At 46.8% G+C, this 19,992-nt stretch carries 19 protein-coding genes; 8 read left to right on the top strand and 11 right to left on the bottom strand.

Features of this window, described 5'->3' with window-relative positions:
* Window positions 1-8: 8 nt before the first annotated feature.
* Window positions 9-617, bottom strand: coding sequence for a leucyl/phenylalanyl-tRNA--protein transferase (aat, locus tag FEN17_RS14155; protein WP_138366001.1), 609 nt, complete (start codon window positions 615-617; stop codon window positions 9-11).
* Between the two features lie 378 nt (window positions 618-995).
* Here aat and FEN17_RS14150 point away from each other — a divergent pair, with 378 nt between their 5' ends.
* From FEN17_RS14150 to hemH, 6 genes are all read left to right on the top strand, one after another.
* Window positions 996-1,724: a GNAT family N-acetyltransferase gene (locus FEN17_RS14150; protein WP_138366000.1), complete on the top strand. Its 729-nt coding sequence runs from the start codon at window positions 996-998 to the stop codon at window positions 1,722-1,724.
* Window positions 1,725-1,851: 127 nt separating this feature from the next.
* On the top strand, window positions 1,852-3,051 hold the full coding sequence (locus tag FEN17_RS14145) for an argininosuccinate synthase (RefSeq protein ID WP_138365999.1): 1,200 nt from the start codon (window positions 1,852-1,854) through the stop codon (window positions 3,049-3,051).
* Between the two features lie 3 nt (window positions 3,052-3,054).
* Window positions 3,055-4,038 carry an N-acetyl-gamma-glutamyl-phosphate reductase gene (argC, locus tag FEN17_RS14140; RefSeq protein WP_138365998.1) on the top strand — a complete coding sequence of 328 codons (984 nt, stop codon included), beginning with the start codon at window positions 3,055-3,057 and terminating at the stop codon, window positions 4,036-4,038.
* Window positions 4,039-4,073: 35 nt separating this feature from the next.
* Window positions 4,074-5,210, top strand: a complete 1,137-nt coding sequence (locus FEN17_RS14135; RefSeq protein WP_138365997.1) for an aspartate aminotransferase family protein — start codon at window positions 4,074-4,076, stop codon at window positions 5,208-5,210.
* Window positions 5,211-5,280: 70 nt separating this feature from the next.
* Entirely contained in the window at window positions 5,281-6,228 is a 948-nt protein-coding gene (locus tag FEN17_RS14130; protein WP_138365996.1) for an N-acetylornithine carbamoyltransferase, read from the top strand.
* A gap of 18 nt (window positions 6,229-6,246) precedes the next feature.
* Window positions 6,247-7,320, top strand: a complete 1,074-nt coding sequence (gene hemH / locus FEN17_RS14125; RefSeq protein ID WP_138365995.1) for a ferrochelatase — start codon at window positions 6,247-6,249, stop codon at window positions 7,318-7,320.
* A gap of 19 nt (window positions 7,321-7,339) precedes the next feature.
* Here the strand turns inward: hemH and FEN17_RS14120 are convergent, their stop codons facing one another.
* The 3 genes from FEN17_RS14120 to FEN17_RS14110 all read right to left on the bottom strand — a co-directional run bounded on the left by FEN17_RS14120 (window position 7,340) and on the right by FEN17_RS14110 (window position 11,161).
* A complete protein-coding gene (locus FEN17_RS14120; protein ID WP_138365994.1) occupies window positions 7,340-8,488 on the bottom strand; it encodes a cysteine desulfurase family protein in 1,149 nt (382 codons plus the stop codon).
* A gap of 7 nt (window positions 8,489-8,495) precedes the next feature.
* Complete coding sequence (gene glmM / locus FEN17_RS14115; protein WP_138365993.1) at window positions 8,496-9,899, bottom strand: phosphoglucosamine mutase; 1,404 nt, start codon at window positions 9,897-9,899, stop codon at window positions 8,496-8,498.
* Window positions 9,900-10,144: 245 nt separating this feature from the next.
* Window positions 10,145-11,161 (bottom strand): alpha-E domain-containing protein, encoded by a 1,017-nt coding sequence (locus FEN17_RS14110; RefSeq protein WP_138365992.1) that lies wholly within the window; start codon window positions 11,159-11,161, stop codon window positions 10,145-10,147.
* 220 nt (window positions 11,162-11,381) lie between these two features.
* On the opposite strand from FEN17_RS14110, the gene FEN17_RS14105 reads away from it, so the two are divergent.
* A complete protein-coding gene (locus FEN17_RS14105; RefSeq protein ID WP_138365991.1) occupies window positions 11,382-12,953 on the top strand; it encodes a helicase HerA-like domain-containing protein in 1,572 nt (523 codons plus the stop codon).
* Window positions 12,954-12,955: 2 nt separating this feature from the next.
* Here the strand turns inward: FEN17_RS14105 and FEN17_RS14100 are convergent, their stop codons facing one another.
* The 5 genes from FEN17_RS14100 to FEN17_RS14080 all read right to left on the bottom strand — a co-directional run bounded on the left by FEN17_RS14100 (window position 12,956) and on the right by FEN17_RS14080 (window position 16,773).
* Complete coding sequence (locus tag FEN17_RS14100) at window positions 12,956-13,390, bottom strand: putative toxin-antitoxin system toxin component, PIN family (RefSeq protein WP_138365990.1); 435 nt, start codon at window positions 13,388-13,390, stop codon at window positions 12,956-12,958.
* The gene (locus FEN17_RS14095) at window positions 13,359-13,574 is read right to left on the bottom strand and encodes a DUF8507 family protein (protein ID WP_138365989.1); all 216 of its coding nucleotides are present in this window, start codon (window positions 13,572-13,574) and stop codon (window positions 13,359-13,361) included. The genes FEN17_RS14100 and FEN17_RS14095 overlap by 32 nt, the downstream gene beginning before the upstream one ends.
* Before the next feature lie 86 nt (window positions 13,575-13,660).
* Window positions 13,661-14,746, bottom strand: coding sequence for a Gfo/Idh/MocA family protein (locus FEN17_RS14090; RefSeq protein WP_138365988.1), 1,086 nt, complete (start codon window positions 14,744-14,746; stop codon window positions 13,661-13,663).
* A 12-nt stretch (window positions 14,747-14,758) separates the two neighbouring features.
* Window positions 14,759-16,111, bottom strand: coding sequence for a neutral/alkaline non-lysosomal ceramidase N-terminal domain-containing protein (locus FEN17_RS14085; protein ID WP_138365987.1), 1,353 nt, complete (start codon window positions 16,109-16,111; stop codon window positions 14,759-14,761).
* Window positions 16,112-16,239: 128 nt separating this feature from the next.
* Complete coding sequence (locus FEN17_RS14080; RefSeq protein ID WP_138365986.1) at window positions 16,240-16,773, bottom strand: YceI family protein; 534 nt, start codon at window positions 16,771-16,773, stop codon at window positions 16,240-16,242.
* Between the two features lie 187 nt (window positions 16,774-16,960).
* Between FEN17_RS14080 and FEN17_RS14075 the strand changes: the two genes are divergently transcribed.
* Window positions 16,961-17,746: a transglutaminase-like domain-containing protein gene (locus FEN17_RS14075; protein WP_229208817.1), complete on the top strand. Its 786-nt coding sequence runs from the start codon at window positions 16,961-16,963 to the stop codon at window positions 17,744-17,746.
* A gap of 35 nt (window positions 17,747-17,781) precedes the next feature.
* Here FEN17_RS14075 and kbl read toward each other — a convergent pair whose 3' ends face one another.
* Window positions 17,782-18,966 (bottom strand): glycine C-acetyltransferase, encoded by a 1,185-nt coding sequence (gene kbl / locus FEN17_RS14070; protein WP_138365984.1) that lies wholly within the window; start codon window positions 18,964-18,966, stop codon window positions 17,782-17,784.
* A 71-nt stretch (window positions 18,967-19,037) separates the two neighbouring features.
* The gene (locus FEN17_RS14065; protein ID WP_138365983.1) at window positions 19,038-19,991 is read right to left on the bottom strand and encodes an NAD-dependent epimerase/dehydratase family protein; all 954 of its coding nucleotides are present in this window, start codon (window positions 19,989-19,991) and stop codon (window positions 19,038-19,040) included.
* Window position 19,992 lies beyond the last annotated feature (1 nt).

The raw sequence follows: 19,992 nt of genomic DNA, 5'->3' as shown, positions 1-19,992 counted from the left end.
GTATGCGGTTAAAGCGTGGCGAGCACGCGGCCGTCAAAGTTTCTTTTTACTTTCAATGCATTTTGCAGAAGTTCGAGATATTCTTCCCGCGGAATCTCGATTGCACCGTACCGGAGCACATTATCATTAATAAACTGCGTATCCAGCAGCGAAAAACGGTTGAGTTTCAGTATTTGAATCAGATAGTGAAATGCTACTTTGGACGCGTTACTTTCTATCGTAAACATCGATTCGCCAAAGAAAACACCATTAATAGACACACCATAAAGTCCGCCTACGAGCCGGCCGTCGCGCCAGGATTCCACGCTATGCGCATATCCCAGCCTGTGCAAAGCCACATAACTTGCAATAATGCCTTCCGAGATCCAGGTCCCAGGCTCACCGACGCGCGGACCAGAGCAGCCACGCATCACACCTTCAAAATTGGTATTAACCCTGATATCAAAGTATTTTCTGTTTAAAATCGGCCGGAGCGATTTGGAAGGTTTATAGGTGTCAATCGGAATAATCGCCCGCGGATTGGGCGAATACCAGTAGATAGAACCGTCAGACTCTGCCATTGGAAATATCCCATTTATATACCCGTTAAGAATGTCGTCCGTACTGATCTCTAACATGCCAGATTAAATAAAAAAGAGCGTTTGCCGCGCAATAATAGTGTTTTTAAAAAAGTTAAATAGACCGGAATCTCCAAAGATTACAAAACTTTTACGATTGGGCGAACCATAAAAATATATCTTCTGTTTCTTTGGAGTGACAAATTTTTTTTCAAAATTTGCACCCTATTAGACTCAAAGCAAGTCAATGAATAGCAACGGCATACATACTGTTCTTCATACTACGCCTTTTCGATTCAGGTCCCTGTGGACCGCATAACTCTCTTTTACCTACGTGGTAAAATTCTCTACCCCACTTTCTTACTAAAATCCTAAACGTCCCATCGTTTTATTCTGGGTAGTTATTTTTGTTTCGAATTTTTTGTCAGCACAGCCATAATGAAAAATACCGAAGTAGTGGGCAGTAAGTTTATAGTTCAGACTGCCAATGAAAATCATCTCCATTTTGCCGATACAATTTGCGCAGAAATGGAGGAGAGCGCCAAAAAGCGTGGTACAGGTATAGCAAAACGCTCGCCCGTTTATATCATGGAAAAAATGGTAGAAGGGAAGGCAATCATTGCTACAACAGATACCGGAGAATGGGTTGGTTTTTGTTACATTGAAACCTGGGAACACGGAAAGTTTGTCGCCAACTCGGGCCTGATTGTACATCCTGATTTCCGGAATAGCGGAATGGCCAAAGCGATCAAGCAGAAAGCCTTTGAACTTTCGCGCAAAAAATACCCGGATGCCAAGATTATCGGCATTACAACCAGTTTGCCGGTGATGAAAATCAACTCGGATCTGGGCTACGAGCCGGTTACTTTCAGCGAGTTACCTGCGGATGATGCATTCTGGAAAGGTTGTGCAAGCTGCGTAAATTATGACGTACTCACCCGGACAGGCAGAAAACATTGCCTCTGCACCGGCATGATGTATGATCCGGATGATAAAAAGAATTCCGTTGCCGAGACGACCGCCGGAGTAGAACCTGAAAAACATTCCTGGGACTTTTTGAAGGAGTCAAGCCTGTATGAGCGCTGGATGCGTATCAAGCAACGCATTTTGTTGCGAAGGGAGGAACGATCCAGAAAGAAAAACGCCGGGGCCATGCTGGTACACTAAGTACTGCGCACGTATATAGATCCAACCATCTTGAAATACCTCGCCCGGCCGCTTTTAAAGCCCGATGCGAGGTATTTTTTTGTTTCTTTGTAATCCATTAAGCTTAACACAGTCCGAATTCATCATAATGTCACAGCCCAAAGTAGTATTAGCATTTAGCGGAGGATTAGATACCTCTTTTTGTGTAAAATATTTAGCCGAAGATAAAGGTTACGAAGTCCACTCAGTTTTGGTGGATACCGGTGGTTTTTCAGAAGAAGAATTGAAGACGATCGAATCCAATGCTTACGCTTTGGGTGTCAAAAAACATGCGACGATTTCGAAAACCAGTGATTACTATAATGATTGTATCAAATATCTGATTTTCGGAAATATCCTTAAAAACAATACTTACCCGCTTTCTGTAAGCGCTGAGCGTGTTTTTCAGGCAGTTGCTGTGGCAGAATATGCGAAGGAAATCGGTGCGAGTGCGATTGCGCATGGAAGTACCGGTGCGGGAAATGACCAGGTGAGGTTTGATATGGCATTCCGGATTATTATTCCGGATGCCGAGATCATTACCCCGATCCGCGACCTGAAACTGTCCCGCGAAGCTGAGATCGAATATCTGACGAAAAAAGGTGTGGGACGCGAGTGGGCGAAAGCGGCTTACAGCATTAACAAAGGTCTGTGGGGTACGTCGGTTGGTGGAAAAGAAACATTGACTTCCGAAAAATACCTGCCGGAATCGGCCTGGCCAACCCAGATTTCCAAAACTGAGCCGGAGAGCATCACGCTCGAATTTGTAAAAGGTGAGCTGAAAGGTGTTGCGGGAGAAACATTCGAAAATTCAGTGGCAGCCATCCAGAAGTTGGCGGCGATCGCCCAGCCTTTCGGAATTGGCCGGGATATCCACGTTGGAGATACGATTATTGGAATCAAAGGACGTGTTGGTTTTGAGGCTGCGGCTCCGCTGATCATTATTAAAGCGCATCATACGCTTGAAAAACATGTTTTGAGTGAGCAGCAACTTTACTGGAAAGAGCAGCTTTCAAACTGGTACGGCAGCTTGTTGCACAAAGGTCAGTTTGTAGAGCCGGTCATGCGGAATATTGAAACATTCCTGACAGATACGCAAAGCCATGTAACTGGCAAGGTGCATGTTTATCTTGCCTCGTACCGTTTTCACGTCGAAGGAATCGAGTCGCCTTACGACTTAATGTCTTCTGCATTTGGCAGTTACGGAGAAATGAACAACGCCTGGACCGGCGATGACGTAAGAGGATTTTCAAAAGTCGCTTCGAATCAGGTGATGATTTATCAGAAAGTGAGCGAGTCGAATAACTGAGAAATGACAAAAATTAACATAGGCATCATTGGCGCTGCGGGATATACAGGTGGTGAATTGATCCGGATTTTGATTAATCACCCGCAGGCTGAAATTGTTTTTGCGCATAGCAAGAGCCAGGCAGGAAAACCGGTTTATGCGACGCATACGGATTTGCTGGGCGATACGGATCTGACATTTTCCGGTGATGACATTCAGGTTTTATTAAATGACGAAAGCCTGAATGCGATTTTTCTTTGCTCAGGCCACGGAGAATCCAGCAAGTTTTTGAGTGAATATATTGTTCCCGAAACTGTCAAGATCATTGACTTAAGTACCGACTTTCGGGATGAATCAAATGGTTTTGTTTACGGCTTGCCGGAATTGCAAAAAGAAAAGATCAGGGAGGCATCCAAAATTGCGAATCCAGGTTGTTTCGCCACAAGTATCGAACTTGCACTTCTACCGCTCGCATCGGCCGGATTGATCAAAAACGATGTGCATGTAAGTGCAGTTACGGGAAGTACCGGTGCAGGTCAGTCGCTAAATGCTACTTCGCATTTCGCTTGGCGGAACAATAATGTTTCGATTTACAAAGCATTTACGCACCAGCATTTGACCGAAATCAAAATGAGTGTGAGGAAGTTACAATCAGAATTTGACAAAGCGATCAACTTCATTCCTTACCGCGGTGATTTTACGAGGGGTATTATGGCCAATGTTTACACGCCATTCAGCGGCAGTCTGGAAGAAGCCAAAACGCTTTACAAAAACTTCTACGAATCGCACCCTTTCACGCACGTCAGTGACGCGCCGATTGATTTGAAGCAAGTTGTCAACACCAACAAATGCCTGATCCAGCTCGAACTGCACGACGGACAGTTACTGATCTCAAGCATTATCGACAACCTCACAAAAGGAGCATCCGGCCAGGCGGTACAAAATATGAATTTATTGTTTGGTTTGCCTGAGGATTCGGGATTGAGATTGAAGGCGGCGGCATTTTAAATTGATTTTGAAAAAAATAGCATTGCAATACCATTATGTCACATTTATTTGATGTTTACCCCCTCTACGATATCGAACCTGTCAAGGCGCAGGGGAGTTATTTGTGGGACCAGAATGGAACGGAGTATCTTGATTTGTATGGCGGGCATGCCGTGATTTCAGTTGGGCACTGCCATCCTTACTACGTTGAGAAACTGACGAACCAGCTTCATGCGATCAGTTTTTATTCCAATTCTGTTAAAATATCCTTGCAGGAAGAACTGGCGGTAAAGCTAGGTGAGCTTTCAGGCTTTCCGGATTATAAATTGTTTCTGTGCAACTCAGGGGCCGAAGCCAATGAAAATGCATTGAAACTAGCATCTTTTCATAATAAGAGGACAAAAGTGATTTCTTTCACCAAGTCTTTCCACGGTCGTACGGCCGGGGCGGTTGCGGCGACAGATAATCCTGCAATTGTAGCACCGATTAACTATTCAGAGCACGTTACTTTTCTTCCTTTCAACGATGTTGAAGCGGCAAGCGAGGGCATTACGGATGAAGTTTGCGCGGTAATCGTAGAAGGTATCCAGGGCGTGGGCGGTATTAATGTTTGCTCAGACGAATTTTTGCAAACATTAAGAAGAAAATGCGACGAAACCGGCGCGGTGCTCATCCTGGATAGCGTGCAATGCGGCTACGGACGTACCGGAAAGTTCTTTTCATTCCAATTCAGCGGCATCGAACCCGATATCATTTCCATGGCGAAAGGTATGGGCAACGGTTTCCCGATCGGCGGAATTTTGATTTCTCCCAAATTTAAAGCGAGCTACGGTTTGCTGGGAACAACATTTGGTGGAAATCACCTGGCTTGCGCAGCAGGCGTGGCGGTGCTGGACATTATGAAAGATGAGAATCTGATTGAGAATGCTTCCGATATCGGAGATTATCTTTTTGAGGGGATTAAAGAAATCGGTGGTTATAAAGAATTGAGAGGCAGAGGTCTAATGATCGGGATTGAATTTGATTTTCCCGTAAAAGACCTGCGTAACAAATTACTTTTTGAACATAAAATCTTTACCGGAGTAGCGGGTAGCAACACGATCAGATTACTGCCGTCGCTTGCTTTGAGTAAAAAAGAAGCGGACATTTTTCTGGAAGCTCTCAGAAAAGAAGTTGCCGTACCCAATATTTAATTAAGCCTAACCTGAGGAAGCCGGAACAAGGTCATAATCAGATCAAAACCTTGTCTGAACTACTAACTGAATGAAACATTTCCTTTCGATAAAAGACGTCACAGATCTTAATCAACTGATCAGTAATGGTATCGCTGCCAAACGCAACCCGTTTGCAGAGAGTGAATTAGGAAAAAACAAAACCATAGGGTTGCTGTTTTTCAATTCAAGCCTTCGTACCAGGATCAGTACCCAAAAAGCGGCGCAAAACCTGGGCCTGAATGTGATTACCATGAATGTGGGGCAGGACGGCTGGGGCCTTGAAATGGAAGAGGGCGTGATCATGAATGGCGATAAAGCCGAGCATGTGAAGGAAGCCGCGGCGGTGATCGGCAGCTATTGCGACATTATCGGGATCCGCTCTTTTGCCGGCTTGCAGGACAGGGAAAAAGATTATTCAGAAATCGTTTTTCAGCAATTCAAAAAATACGCGGAGGTGCCAATCGTAAACCTGGAATCGGCTACCAGGCACCCGCTGCAGTCTCTGGCCGACTGTATTACCATTGAAGAATTTAAGATAAAAAAGCGCCCGAAAGTGGTGTTAACCTGGCTTCCGCATTTCAAAGCATTGCCGCAGGCGGTTGCTAACTCGTTCTGCGAGTGGATGAACCCGATGGATGTCGAGCTGGTGATCACGCACCCAGAGGGGTATGATCTGGCGCCTGAATTCGTAGGAAAAGGTCAGGTAATTTATGACCAGGACAAAGCATTGGAAGGCGCGGATTTTGTTTATGGCAAAAACTGGTCGTCGTATGAACATTATGGTCAAGTATTGACCAGCGATCCGTCCTGGATGATTACGGAGGCAAAAATGGCGAGAACGGATAATGGTAAATTCATGCACTGCCTGCCGCTCAGACGAAATATGAAAGTGGCCGACGAGGTGCTCGACGGCCCCAGATCGCTGGTGATCGAGCAGGCTGCTAACCGCGAATGGTCGGCGCAGGCGGCACTTCGTGAGGTGATTCTTGAATTGTAAAGGATTAAAAAACTTAGGATGAATACTTACATTTCAGCGCAACAGACGTTTTCAGAAGAAAAAAAAGCGATCAGGAAAACCGGCGTCCTTATTGTTAATTTAGGTACGCCCGACAGCCCTTCCGTACCGGATGTGCGCAAATATTTACGTCAGTTTTTGATGGACGAGCGGGTGATCGACATCCCTTACGTGAACCGCTGGCTGCTGATCAACCTGATCATTGCCCCTTTCCGCGCGCCAAAATCGGCGAAAATTTACAAGCAGCTCTGGCGTCCCGATGGCTCTCCTTTGAAAATTTATGGATTCTCGGTAAAAGAAAAATTGCAAAGGGTTTTAGGTGATGATTACATTGTTGAACTCGCGATGCGGTACCAAAGTCCCAGCATTGAAAGTGGCTTGAAGGCGCTGAGAAAGCACACTTTGTCTGAAATCGTCGTCGTACCTTTCTTCCCGCAATATGCCTCTGCCTCTACCGGCTCGGTTTATAAGGAGGTGATGGAAGTTGTTAAAGATTGGGAGGTATTGCCGGAAATCCGTTTCGTCAACCGTTTTCTCGATCACCCAAAATTCATTGAAGGTTTTGCCAATCTTGGTAAAAAATACATGGCGCAGCGCGAGTACGATCATTTTGTATTCAGCTATCACGGCCTGCCCGAAAGACAGATCACAAAAGGTGATGTAACTGGTAATTTCTGTCAATTCGGCACCTGCTGCGATAAATTGGATGAGCGCAACCAACATTGCTACCGCGCGCAATGCTTCGAAACAACTCGATTATTGGTGAAAGAAATGCAGATTCCGGAAGGAAAATATACCACCTGCTTTCAATCAAGATTAGGCAAAAATCCGTGGATTAAACCTTATACCGACGAAGTTATCCCGGAACTGACTAAAAAAGGCGTCAAAAATGCGCTGGCGTTTTCCCCGGCATTTGTGGCCGACTGTCTGGAAACAACCATCGAAGTAGGCGAAGAATATAAAGAGATTTTTGAAAAGGCAGGTGGCCAGCACTGGCAGCTTGTAGAGAGCCTCAACGATAGCGATATCTGGATCGAGGCTTTGGAAGACCTTATTACAAAACCAGCCGTTTAGTTAAACGGCTGGTTTTCTTTTAGATAATAACACTTTCTTTCTTATACAGATCCGCCAGCGTTTTCACCGCGTAATCGATTTCTTCTTCGGTATTATATTTCCCAAAAGAAAAACGAACATTAGCGCGATCGGGATCAATGTTCAGTTCATTCAAAACATGGGAGCCGATATCCGTCCCGCTCGAACAAGCGCTCCCGCCTGAGACTGCGATTCCTGCAATATCCAGGTTGAAAAGCAACATATCGCTGATATCGGACGGTGGCAGGCTTACATTTAAAACGGTATAAAGGCTTTTATCCAAATCCTCGGAGTTACCATTGAATGTTACCCCGTCAATTTCCGCACGAAGCTTTTCGATCATGCGTTTTTTCAACCCTTCAATGTGGCGCTGATGCTCGGCCATATCGCGATACGCTATTTCCAAAGCTTTCGCCAGACCAACAATCCCGTAAATGTTCTCGGTACCGCCGCGCATGTTCCGCTCTTGCGCGCCACCGTGCACAAATGGCGCAATTTTGATTCCTGGACGGACATATAAAAAGCCGACACCTTTGGGACCATTGAATTTATGGGCAGCGCCGACAATAAAATTGGCTTTCAATTTTTGCAGGTCATGCTTGTAGTGACCCATCGTTTGCACCGTATCACTGTGAAAAACAGCATTGTATCTTTCACAAATATCCCCGGCAGCATCCAAATCCAGCAGATTTCCCACCTCATTGTTTCCATGCATCAGCGAAACCAATGATCTCGGGTTCGACGCCAGCAATGTTTCCAGATGTTCCAGATCAACTTCTCCTTTTTCGTTGAGGTTGACAAAACTTAGCTGAATCCGGCCGGTTTTTTGTAAATGTTGTAGAGTATGTAAAACTGCGTGGTGCTCGATCCTGGACGTGATGGCGTGTTTGAGTCCAAGCGTCTCAATGCTGGAACAAATCGCTGTGTTATCTGCCTCAGTACCTCCGGAAGTGAAGAAAATTTCAGCCGGAGCCGCATTCAGGATTCCTGCAATACTTTTTCGGGCGCGCTCTACGGACGAGCGCACGGCGCGTCCGTAAGAATGTATGGAAGAAGGGTTACCAAACTGCTCGGTCATGAGCGGCAGCATTACTTCCAGCACCTCCGGGTCAAGCCGGGTGGTAGCAGCATTATCCAGATAAACTTTCATAATTTCCTTATTTCTTCGGCTCGGAAATGATCTCCTTAATGTCCGAAATGATCTTGTTCGCCAAATTGATCGCCGTGGTCTGCGTTTCGGATTCAGAATAAATCCGGATGATCGGCTCGGTATTTGACTTGCGCAAATGCACCCACTCACGGTCAAATTCAATCCGTACACCATCAATCGTATTGTGTGGCTGTCGGGCGTAGCGTGTTTGTATCCGGTTCAGAATGTTGTCAACATTGATATCCGGCGTAAGCTCTATTTTATTTTTTGAGATATAATAATTTGGATAAGATCTTCTTAAAACAGAAGCTGTCTTCCCAAATTTGGCTAAATGCGTCAGAAACAAGGCAATACCTACCAAGGCATCACGTCCGTAGTGGCTTTCGGGATAGATCACCCCGCCATTTCCTTCGCCACCGATGATCGCATTGTTTTCCTTCATCATATTCACCACATTCACCTCTCCTACCGCCGACGCGAAATATTTAGCGCCTGCTTTCACAGTCACATCTTTTAGTGCTGCTGTGGATGAAAGATTGGAAACGGTATTTCCGGGTGTGTTTTTCAAAACAAAGTCCGCAACCGCTACGAGGGTGTATTCTTCGCCAAAAGGCGTTCCGTCTTCGCACATTAAAGCCAGGCGGTCCACATCCGGATCAACTACAATACCTAAGTTAAATGAACCATTATTCAGCTCTTTGCTGATATCGCGAAGGTGTTCAGGAAGCGGCTCGGGATTATGGGCAAAATTTCCGGTAGGATCACAGTGTAGTTTTTTTATATTCTTGGTTGAAACACCCAGTGCTTCTAGTAACATAGGGACAACAATACCGCCGGTAGAATTCACCGCATCAACCACGATTCTGAAATTGGCGTTTCTGATTGCTTCTACGTCAACAAGCGGCAATGCAAGGACGTGATCAATGTGTTTTTGAAGATATGTATCGTCAGCCTGGTAGCTGCCCAGTTTTTTGACGTCAACAAATGCGAAATCTTCCTGGTCGGCAATCCGCAGAACTTCTTCTCCGTCGGCTTCTGAAATAAATTCTCCGTCGTGATTTAGCAGTTTGAGGGCATTCCACTGGATAGGATTGTGGCTGGCAGTAAGGATGACGCCGCCTGCGGCCTGCTCAGCAGTAACAGCTATCTCAACAGTTGGCGTGGTGGAAAGGCCCAGGTCAATTACATGAAGCCCAACACCTTGCAATGTTCCGGCGACGAGGCGGCTCACCATTTCTCCCGAAAGACGCGCATCCCGACCGATAATTACCTTTGAATTTTGTGGATTTGTACGCCTCAACCAGGTTCCGTATGCAGCAGCAAACTTAACAACATCAATCGGAGTCAGACCCTCTCCCGATTTTCCTCCCACGATACCTCTGATTCCTGAGATAGATTTAATTAACGTCACGATCTAGAATTCCTCTTTTTGTTTAGTTTGTAAAAATACTAAATTTCCCTCTCTGCAATCAGAATTTTGAACAAACAACCAGACCAGTGAGTTTCCGGCGTACCGCTAAAGGTAACCGGTCAAAATCTGCTTCGCTATCATCAAAATTGCCCTGGCACGCCAGAAAGCGCAATTTTAGCATCAAACTATCTTGATATACGGAATCTAATGTAGTTCGGATTTTATATTTTCTTCTCCTGCTAAATTTAATTCATCCACTGACCGCGCAAATGCCCCGAACCGTAACCCTGCGACTGGCTTTGCGACTGTCCGGTTTCCAGTCCGAAATACATGTCGAAAATGGCGGAGTCTACCTCATTGTTTTTAGTCTGAAATTTATCCAGGTATTCATGCAGGCCCGCCTTAAAAACATCCTCCACGTCGGTGAATTCCAGCTCACTGCGGATTTTGCTCAAAGCGCGCTCGGCGGGGTTGCTATGTCCGCGCTCGGGAATCGAACCTGCGACGGCATATAATGATAGTTCGGCCTGGCGGACGCAATAGGCGATGGACCTCGGGAAAAGTTTATCCAGGATCAGAAACGCCACAATGTTCATCGGCGTGAGTGCGCGGTGTGTTTGCCGATACATATTATAGGCGCTGACGGATTTCAAAACCGCTGTCCAGAGCATCAGGTCCAACGTGGAACCCGAGGTGCCCGAATCCTGCAATAAGGTAAAATATTTTACATCCAGGAACCGCGAACATTTGTCGGCGCGCTCGATATGCCGTCCCAGCCGGCCAAAATGCCAGGCCTCATTCCGGGTGATCGAAGCATCTACCACACCGTGAAAAAGCTGGCAATTTTTACGGATATCGGTAAAATAGGATTGCATGTGGTCCATATTCCGGAAATTGTCCGGCGAAGCGCCGCGGATCGAGAGATAGAATGTATTAATGCTCTCCCACATCTCTTTCGAGATCGTTTCGCGAATCGTCCTGGCGTTTTCACGCGCCTCGTACAAGCAGCTGATAATCGAATTCGGGTTCCGCTTATCGAATGTCATAAAATGTATAACATCCTCTTTTGTAGGCTTTTCGTAATATTTATAAAAAAGATAATGGTCAGCAGTTGCAATCAGGAGCGGTTCCCACTGTTCGTCCACGTCGGGCGGCAGATCCAAAGCCAGATTGAAGTTAACTCCTACAAAACGGGCATAATTTTCAACCCGCTCCATATAACGGTTCATCCAGTAAATTGAGTTGGCAACTCTGCTAAGCATAAACGGTAAGTATTGGATCTAAAAAGATTATTCAGAATAAATATTAAGCGAACATTCCAAAATACCTAATAAAATTTTGCAAATACAAGAACATACGAAAAGTAATAGTATATCTCAAAAGATTATTATTTTACCAAAAATAAGGAGGTAACCTTGGAATATTCCCGAAACATTTAAATTTTGTGAATAATCATTCTACAACCTATAACCCCAAATCACTGTGTCGAAAAAAGAACAGTTTGTCGCAGCCATTCAAAAATCCTATCAGACAGACAAGCCTGTGATCCACCTGGGCTCGGCGATTCTGGACGGTGAAATTATCGGCGAGGCAAAGGTAAGCCTGCCGCTGCGAATGATGAACCGGCACGGACTTGTTGCAGGAGCGACGGGTTCGGGAAAGACGCGGACATTACAGGTTTTTGCCGAACAATTATCTGCCGCCGGCGTACCGGTTTTCATGTCCGATATTAAAGGGGATTTGTCGGGAATTGCGCAACCTGGCAAGTCGAATGCCGCCTTGGAAGAACGCTCGCAGGTGCTGGGGACGGTTTTTGAGCCCAAAGGATACCCAGTCGAACTCTACTCGCTGAGTGGCCGGAAGGGCGCCCAGATGAGGGCGACAATACTGGAATTCGGGCCAATATTGTTATCTAAAATATTTGAGCTAAACGAGACCCAGGCCGGTGTTTTGGCTATTTTGTTTAAATACGCCGATGACAAAGACCTGCCAATGGTGGATCTCAATGACTTGAAAAAAGTCCTGAGTTACTTGTCGGAAGGTCCAGGCGCGGCGGAGATTAAGGCAGATTATGGCAGCATTTCCACCTCGACTGCGGGCACAATCTTACGCAAAATCGTCGCGCTGGAACAGCAGGGTGTCGGTACTATTTTTGGTGAAAAATCTTTTGACATTGACGATCTTATCAACCGCATCGACGGGCAGGGAGTAATTAGTCTGCTCAATATTTCGGATGTGCAGGACAAGCCGGCGCTTTTCTCCACATTCATGCTCAGTTTGCTGGCCGAGCTTTATTCCAAATTACCGGAAGCAGGCGATCTTGATAAACCAAAATTGGTTTTCTTTCTGGACGAAGCGCATTTACTATTTAAAGATGCGCCGCGGGCATTTCTTGACCAGATCGAGCAGGTAGTCAGGTTAATACGCTCAAAAGGTGTCGGGATTTTCTTTTGTACCCAAATGTCGCAGGATGTTCCGGTATCCGTCCTTTCGCAGCTTGGCAACCGCGTGCAGCACGTTCTGCGGGCATTTACACCGCAAGACGCCGACGCGCTGAAACAGACTGTCAAAACTTATCCGAAGTCAGATTTTTACGCCATCGACCAGGTTTTGACCACATTAGGTATCGGCCAGGCGCTGATTACGGTTTTAAATGAAAAAGGTATCCCGACCGAAGTAGCCGCCACACATTTGCTGCCGCCCACTTCCATCATGGGGCCGATGGTGCAGGCTGATTACGATAATCACGTACAGCAATCGGAAGTTTACCAGAAATACAAAGATCCGATTGACCCGGAAAGTGCGTACGAAATGCTGACCAAGCGGGTTGAAGCCAATGCGAAGGTCGCTGAAGAAGCAAAAGCGCAGGCCGAAGTCGCCAAAGTCGAAGCAAAAAAGGAAAAGGAGCAAACCAGCATGGTCTCCGACGCCCTCAACTCGCCCCTCGCCAAACAAATCGGCCGGGAAGTAGTACGCGGCGTTTTTGGGATGTTATTCGGGAAAAGCACTTCAAGTCGGACGCGAAAAAAGGGAGGGGGATTGTTTGGGTTTTGATTTTAAAAAGTTAATGTTGGCTGAAAAGTTTTCAAATCAACCACATTGACTTTTGGAAATGGGATTCTACTGATAGCATTAAAGTGGCTGTCGTGTGTAACCAGAAAGTCGGCGTTACATGCGACAGCACGATCTACAAACTTATCGTCATCAGGATCAGCAGTGACCAACCTCCATTGGTAATAGCGGGTGATCAACTCTACATTTGGTAGACAGTCCAGTGTTTCCATCACCGCATTTGCTACCTCCGCGCCCATTCTCTGACTTATCATTTCTTCATATTCACTCAAAATTTCAGTCGTTACGGGCAAAATAAATTCACCTTTGATCAACTTTTCAAATAGCCAATGCGAAGAAGAGCGTCTTGATATGGAAACCCAAAAAATATTTGTGTCAATGACTGCTTTAATCATTGCCTGATTTTCTGGAATGCTCATTCATCAATCTTTCCGAATCCGCTTCCGTCCAGCCGTTATTGTCCCAGGCAGCATCAGCAAGATTCATTGCCTTTTCCGAGAAATAATTTGCCAAAAAGCGTCTGATTGCAAGCAAATCGTCCTCTGAAACCGGACGAGAATACACTTTCAATAATTCGAGTTGAAGATTACTTAAAGCTTCCATAGTACTGCAACATTTCTGAATTCCGTTTCGTCTGGCTTTATTTACTAAAATACAAAGTCAGTATTCAGTCCTTTCATCATACAAGATCATTTCTTCAAAAAAACCGTCTTCCCAGCCTTTGCCGATTCCCTTGCCGCGTCCAGTATCTCAACCGCAATGACATTTACCGGCAAACCGTACATATCATTTTTGTCCAGCTTGATCCGGCCTTGTACTACGTCGGCGAGGACAGAAAAGGGGTCGGTGTAGGGGGCTGGTCTTGGGTCGAGCTTGATGGTTTCTTCGGGGGATTTTTCCTGGAACCGCTGGCGCACTGTGGTCGCATTTACAGCTACGGCGTAGCCTTTATTACCGAACACTTCCATGTCTTTTCTGGCGAAAGACCAGTTCCAGGAGCCCTGAATGATACATTGTGTCTTGGGATACTGAACAATGATCGTCGCCTCATCATCCACATTCTTATAAATTTCCGGCTTATCCTGGTGCGTCACGGCGGTCACCGAAAGTGGACGCTCGCCTTTCAAAAGCCAGGTCATGAGGTTGGCGCCGTAGCAGCCGAAATCAATCAGAGCGCCTGCTCCGTTTTTAGCCGGATCGGTCAAAATATCAAAGAATTCTTTACCCACACCGATTTCCTGAGGTCCCTGGTGCCCATCGTTGACCATGACTTTACGGATATCTCCTAACTTACCTTCCTCCACCAGCTTGTTGACATACTGGTTACTGGCGTACCAGGACGTTTCGAAATTGGTCAAAACCTGAATGTTGTTTTTCTGCGCCAGCGCCGCGATTTCCTTTGCATCCGCAAACGTCGTGGCCAACGGTTTTTCTACCATCACGTGGATTTTTCTTGGCGCACAGGCTTTTACAATGGTAATGTGCTCACTGATAGCTCCGAATGCCGATACCGCCTCGGGCTTGGCTTCGTCGAGCATCTTGTTCAGGTCAGAATAGAATATCTTTTTATCCAGCTTATATTTTTCTGCAAAACGGTTTACCAGCTCCGGGTTGGTTTCGTAAATCGCCACCAGTTCCACATCTTTTTTGTCCGAGCGGTTAAACGCCCAGCCCACATGCCCGTGACTCAGTCCTGCAAGCGCCAGTCGCACCGGTTTTTGTGCCATACCCTGAAATGTTAATACACTCAAAATCAGCAGTAATAAAATCCTCATAGTTCAGGTAGTTTAAGAAAGTTTATCAATAATATCTTTGATCACCTCCGACAAATACGCTCCATTATACGGCCCGTACCAGCTCATGGTTTTCGTTTCGTACAGGTCGCGGTCAAAGTATTTGTCGCTGGTAATGTAGCCGATATAGGCTCCGTTGAAACTCGTCACCATCAGGTTCAGCCCTTTGCTTTTGGCATAAATATCCAGCTCCCCCACCAGCTCACCCGAAAAATCGCAGGGCATACCCACCATCAGAATGTTGCCGATGCGTAATGCTTTTACAAAAACAGGATACTCTCCAAAACCTTTTTTAAACGCCCAGGGACGCAATACTAATTTCATGGTCAGCCTCGGCGTAGGGTCGCGGAGCGGGAGTGGCAATGTTAATGTTTCCAGGGTCGCGTTTTTGGCTTCCTCGGCTGGCCGCTCGGGTGTAAGTAATGCCTTTTGGACACCATAGGCCTGGTTTTTCACCTCATCAAAATCGTCGGTACCTTTTTCAATCGGGCCCATGCTGCCTACTGCGCCAGCCATGTACATCGCAAAATTATAACGGCCATTTTCGAGCGAATCGACCAGCATTCCCGGATAATCTCTGGACAGGACAATGTTTTTGGAATTCAAAACAGTTGAATGTGCGGCGAAAGAACTTAATATGGCCTTCTTGCCGGATTGCGTGACAAATGCAGCCGAGCGGATCTCGGGATCAATGTCTCCCTCCTCACCTACCAGCCTGTTCCGGATATCCACGCGGTCTGTCGACTCCATATAAGTGAGCTTGGCGGGTTCCAGTTTTGCCTTCGCTTCTACAATCGCTTTATAAAATGCATCTGCCAGTCGGTCAACAGTTGCCTGCTCAAATTTTCCGGAAAAAAACAAGGAGGAAACCCCGGTTCCCCAGCCGCCGATACTATTATGACTGTGCGTCGCGCCTAAAAAAACCTGCTCAAAAGGCACTTCCTTTTCGGTCAGACGCTTTTTCAAAACTTCCACCACGGTCGGTGGAATGATCAGCAGGTCGGCAGCGACGATGGCCGCCTGGGTCACACCATTATCGACAACCATGGCGCGCACGTAAATCGAGTCGTGGACGGAAGTGTACAGTTTTCCCCGTCTGTTCCCGTAACCCGCAGTCGGCGTGGGGGACGCAGGCGTAATGTTGACTTTCGCCCAGCCCGCCCTCAGCTGCCCGGCAGATCCCGCCGTATCTGGTTTGGCTTCGCCGATGATTTTCTTCCAATCACTATAATAACCCATCTGCCGGTAAGGCGTCAGATCTATCGTTGTGACCATGGTTGCGACGATCAGAAGCAACAGCAGAATGATCGAACCGATTATTGTCAGCAGGATTTTGATAAATCTCATGGACGCTACTTGGAAGTTTTGGTCGGGTAAAAGATAAAAGTAAAAGGGCTTTGGAATATCCTCATAAAAGCAAAACCCGGCAGCGCCTGAGCGTTACCGGGCAAAGTTCCCGAAAAATATCCAGATTATTATGCCTGTTTTACCAACTGAATATTGGCGATGAGCTTCACATCTTCCCCGATTACAAGGCCTCCCGAATCGGTTAACTGCATGTAATTCAGGCCAAATTCCTGTCTGCTCAGCCGGCCTTCTACTTCAAATGCAATGCGGAGGTTTCCATCGGTATCTCTTTCAACACCACCATATTCAGCATCCAGCTCAATCGGCTTGGTAATGCCTTTTAATGTCAGCAAGCCCGAAAGCTTGTAATTATCCCCTTTGACTTTATGGAAATAATTGGACTGAAAAGTAATATGCGGATACTGCTCTGCGTCGAAAAAATCGGCTGATTTCAAATGTGTATCACGCATTTCAACATTGGTATCGATACTGTTTACGTCCAGCGAAAAATGAATTTCCGCATTCTCAAAATTATTGAGGTCAGATGTCGCGCCGCCTTCAAAATTATTAAATGAACCTGTGATGGTTGAGATCACCAGGTGCTTGATCTTAAATTGTACTTCCGAGTGTAACGGGTCTACGATCCATTTTGTAACTGCCATACGCTTTCAATTTTAATGTCAAATGCTATTAATCCTAAAATTAATATTCCTGTTAAGAAACGACGATTAAAATGTTTTAATTCAGAACGCAGGCACTGTTTATGATAAAATAAGTAGCACATCATTTTTAAGTAATGCTTAGTAGTTACATTTACCAAACATCCAGAAATCGACGTATCCAATGAAAATGAAGGGAAGAGCCGTCTTCACGTACGACGTGTACGCGCCCACCTCTGTGACCACGATGCTGCGCCCGCGGCGCCAGGAAGGACAGGCGATTATCGGTGAAGCATTCAGCATTGAGCCCCCGGTCCCGTTTTCAGAATACAGCGATATTTACGGTAACCCTTGCCAGAGAAGCGTACTGCCGGTCGGCCGCGTCACGATTTCTTCCGAAGTGGAGGCGCAGGTACATCCGCCCAAACCCGTCCCCAGCCCGCCTCCTGCGTATATGCTTGTAAGCGAAATGCCCTATGACGTGATGCATTACATTTTGCCCAGCCGGTATTGTGAGTCGGATTTATATGAAATCAACATGCTGGCCTTGCAGATTGCGGGACACATTCCGCCGGGTTATGAGCAGGTGGAACTGATACGCTCGTGGATCCACCAGAACATCAAATATCAATATGGCGTCACCGACGCGAGCACCACTGCGTTGGACACCTCCCGCAATCGTATAGGGGTATGCCGTGACTTCACGCACCTTGCAATTGCCTTATGCCGAAACCTTTGCATCCCGACCAGGATGACGGTGGGATATGTCGACAAATTGAAAGTGATGGACCTGCACGCCTGGTTTGAAGTGTTTATGGGCGGCAAGTGGTACGCATTCGATGCGGTGCAGGAACACACGGAAGGCTACCGGATCGAGATCGCACACGGACGCGATGCAGCTGACGTGGCGATGGTGACGCAGTATGGCAATGCTATCTTACAGTCGCTGCACGTGGAAGCGACTGTAAAAGATTGACTTGCCGGGCTTGTGAACCCGACAAATTTCACCGATTAAATAACCCCAAGTTCTTTGCCGACTTTCGTAAAAGCAGCTACTGCTTTTTCCAGATGCTCCTGCTCGTGCCCGGCAGAAATCTGCACCCTGATCCGCGCTTTGCCCTGCGGTACCACCGGATAAAAGAATCCGATCACATAAATGCCTTCGTCCAGTAACTTGGCAGCAAACTCCTGCGCCAGTTTTGCATCGTACAGCATAATCGGCACGATTGGATGCTCGCCAGGCAGAATGTCAAAGCCGGCCTCGGTCATGGCTTTGCGGAAGTAAGTGGCATTTTTTTCAAGTTTGTCTCTCAATGAAGTCGAGGACGAAAGCAGGTCGAGGACTTTGATGGACGCACCAACAATCGACGGCGCCAAAGTATTTGAAAACAGATAAGGTCTGGAACGCTGGCGCAGGATTTCCACGATTTCTTTTTTGGCTGCGGTAAACCCGCCTGACGCGCCGCCGAGGGCTTTTCCGTAAGTACCTGTGATGATATCGATGCGTCCCATCACATTGCGGAATTCATGCGAGCCGCGGCCGGTTTTGCCCATAAAACCTGTGGCGTGACATTCATCAATCATCACCATTGCATTGTATTGGTCGGCCAGGTCGCAGATTTTGTCAAGCTGCGCGATGGTCCCGTCCATGGAAAAAACGCCGTCGGTGACGACCAAAATTCTCCGGCTTCCCTGCGCATCATTCAGTTGCTTTTCCAGGTCAGTCATATCATTGTGCTTGTATCTGAAACGCTTGGCTTTGCAAAGACGGATACCGTCGATCAGCGAGGCGTGGTTCAGCTCGTCAGAAATGATTGCGTCCTGCTCATTCAATAAAGGCTCAAAAACACCCCCATTTGCGTCGAATGCGGCTGCGTACAAAATACAATCCTCCATGCCAAGGAATGCCGCGGTTTTTTGTTCCAATTCCTTGTGAATGTCCTGGGTACCGCAGATAAATCTCACGGAAGACATACCAAATCCATGCGTGTTGATGGCATCAATCCCGGCAGCAATTACCTCAGGATGTGAGGACAAGCCGAGATAATTGTTAGCGCAGAAATTTAAAACCTGCTTTCCATCAGTAGCGATGCTGGCAGCCTGCGGCGTGGTGATAACCCTTTCTTTTTTATATAAACCGGCAGATTTGATGCTTTCAAGCTCCTGCTGCAGGTCGTTTTGGATGGTAGCGTTCATAAGGGGTCAATTTTGAATGACTGAATTTTAACCGGGTCGCCGGGCGATAAGTGAATGTTGCTGGATGCAAGCTAATGTTTTACCGGCTGGTATTTCTTGCGCAGTTCTTTGATCATTTCCTCGGTCATTTTGTCGAGGGTATAGGTCGGGCGCCAACCCCAGTCTTTGCGGGCGTGGCTGTCGTCGATTTCGGCTGGCCAGGATTCGGCGATCTGCTGACGAAAATCCGGTTTATAAGTAATGTTAAAATGAGGGATCACTTTCTGGATGCTGGCTGCAATTTCTTGCGGAGAAAAGCTCATGCCGGCGAGGTTATAACCCGTTCGCACCGCGATTTTTTCGGCGGGAGCCTCCATCAAACGCACCGTGGCGTCCATGGCATCGCTGATGTAGATCATCGGGAGTGTGGTTTCCGGTTTGAGAAAACATTCAAAATCCTCTCCTTTAACGGCTTTGTGATAAATATCTACCGCATAATCCGTCGTGCCGCCGCCAGGCATAGACTGGTAACTGATAATGCCGGGATACCGTAGGGAGCGAATGTCGGTACCATATCTTTTAAAATAATAATTCGACCAGTTTTCGCCTGCCGCCTTGCTTATGCCGTAAACCGTCGCAGGATCGAGGTACGACCATTGTTCCGCTTTCGTATCCACATTATCCCCGAAAACCGCGATGGAACTTGGGTAAAAAACCTTGCTGACCTGATTTTCCCGCGCCGCTTCCAGCACATTGAAATACGTCTGCATGTTGATATGCCAGGTTTTCAAAGGCTCCTGCTCGCCTTTCGCAGAGAGTATCGCCGCGAGATGGTAAATCTGCGTCACCTTATATTTCCTGACGAGCGCAGACAGTGCATTTCCGTCCGTCGCGTCCAGTTTTTCAAAAATTCCGTGATGTTCTTCCGGCATCCTGATATCCGAGGCAACCACTTTGCCTGTGCCGTAAATCTCACGCAGATACTCCACCAGCACGGACCCGATTTGTCCGTTTGCCCCGATCACCAAAATGCATTCCGATTTCATA

It is taken from the genome of Dyadobacter luticola (assembly GCF_005860805.1).
GTDB classification, from domain to species: Bacteria; Bacteroidota; Bacteroidia; order Cytophagales; family Spirosomataceae; genus Dyadobacter; species Dyadobacter luticola.
Note: the sequence above shows the minus strand (reverse complement) of the source record. Positions and strands in the feature narration are given on the sequence as shown.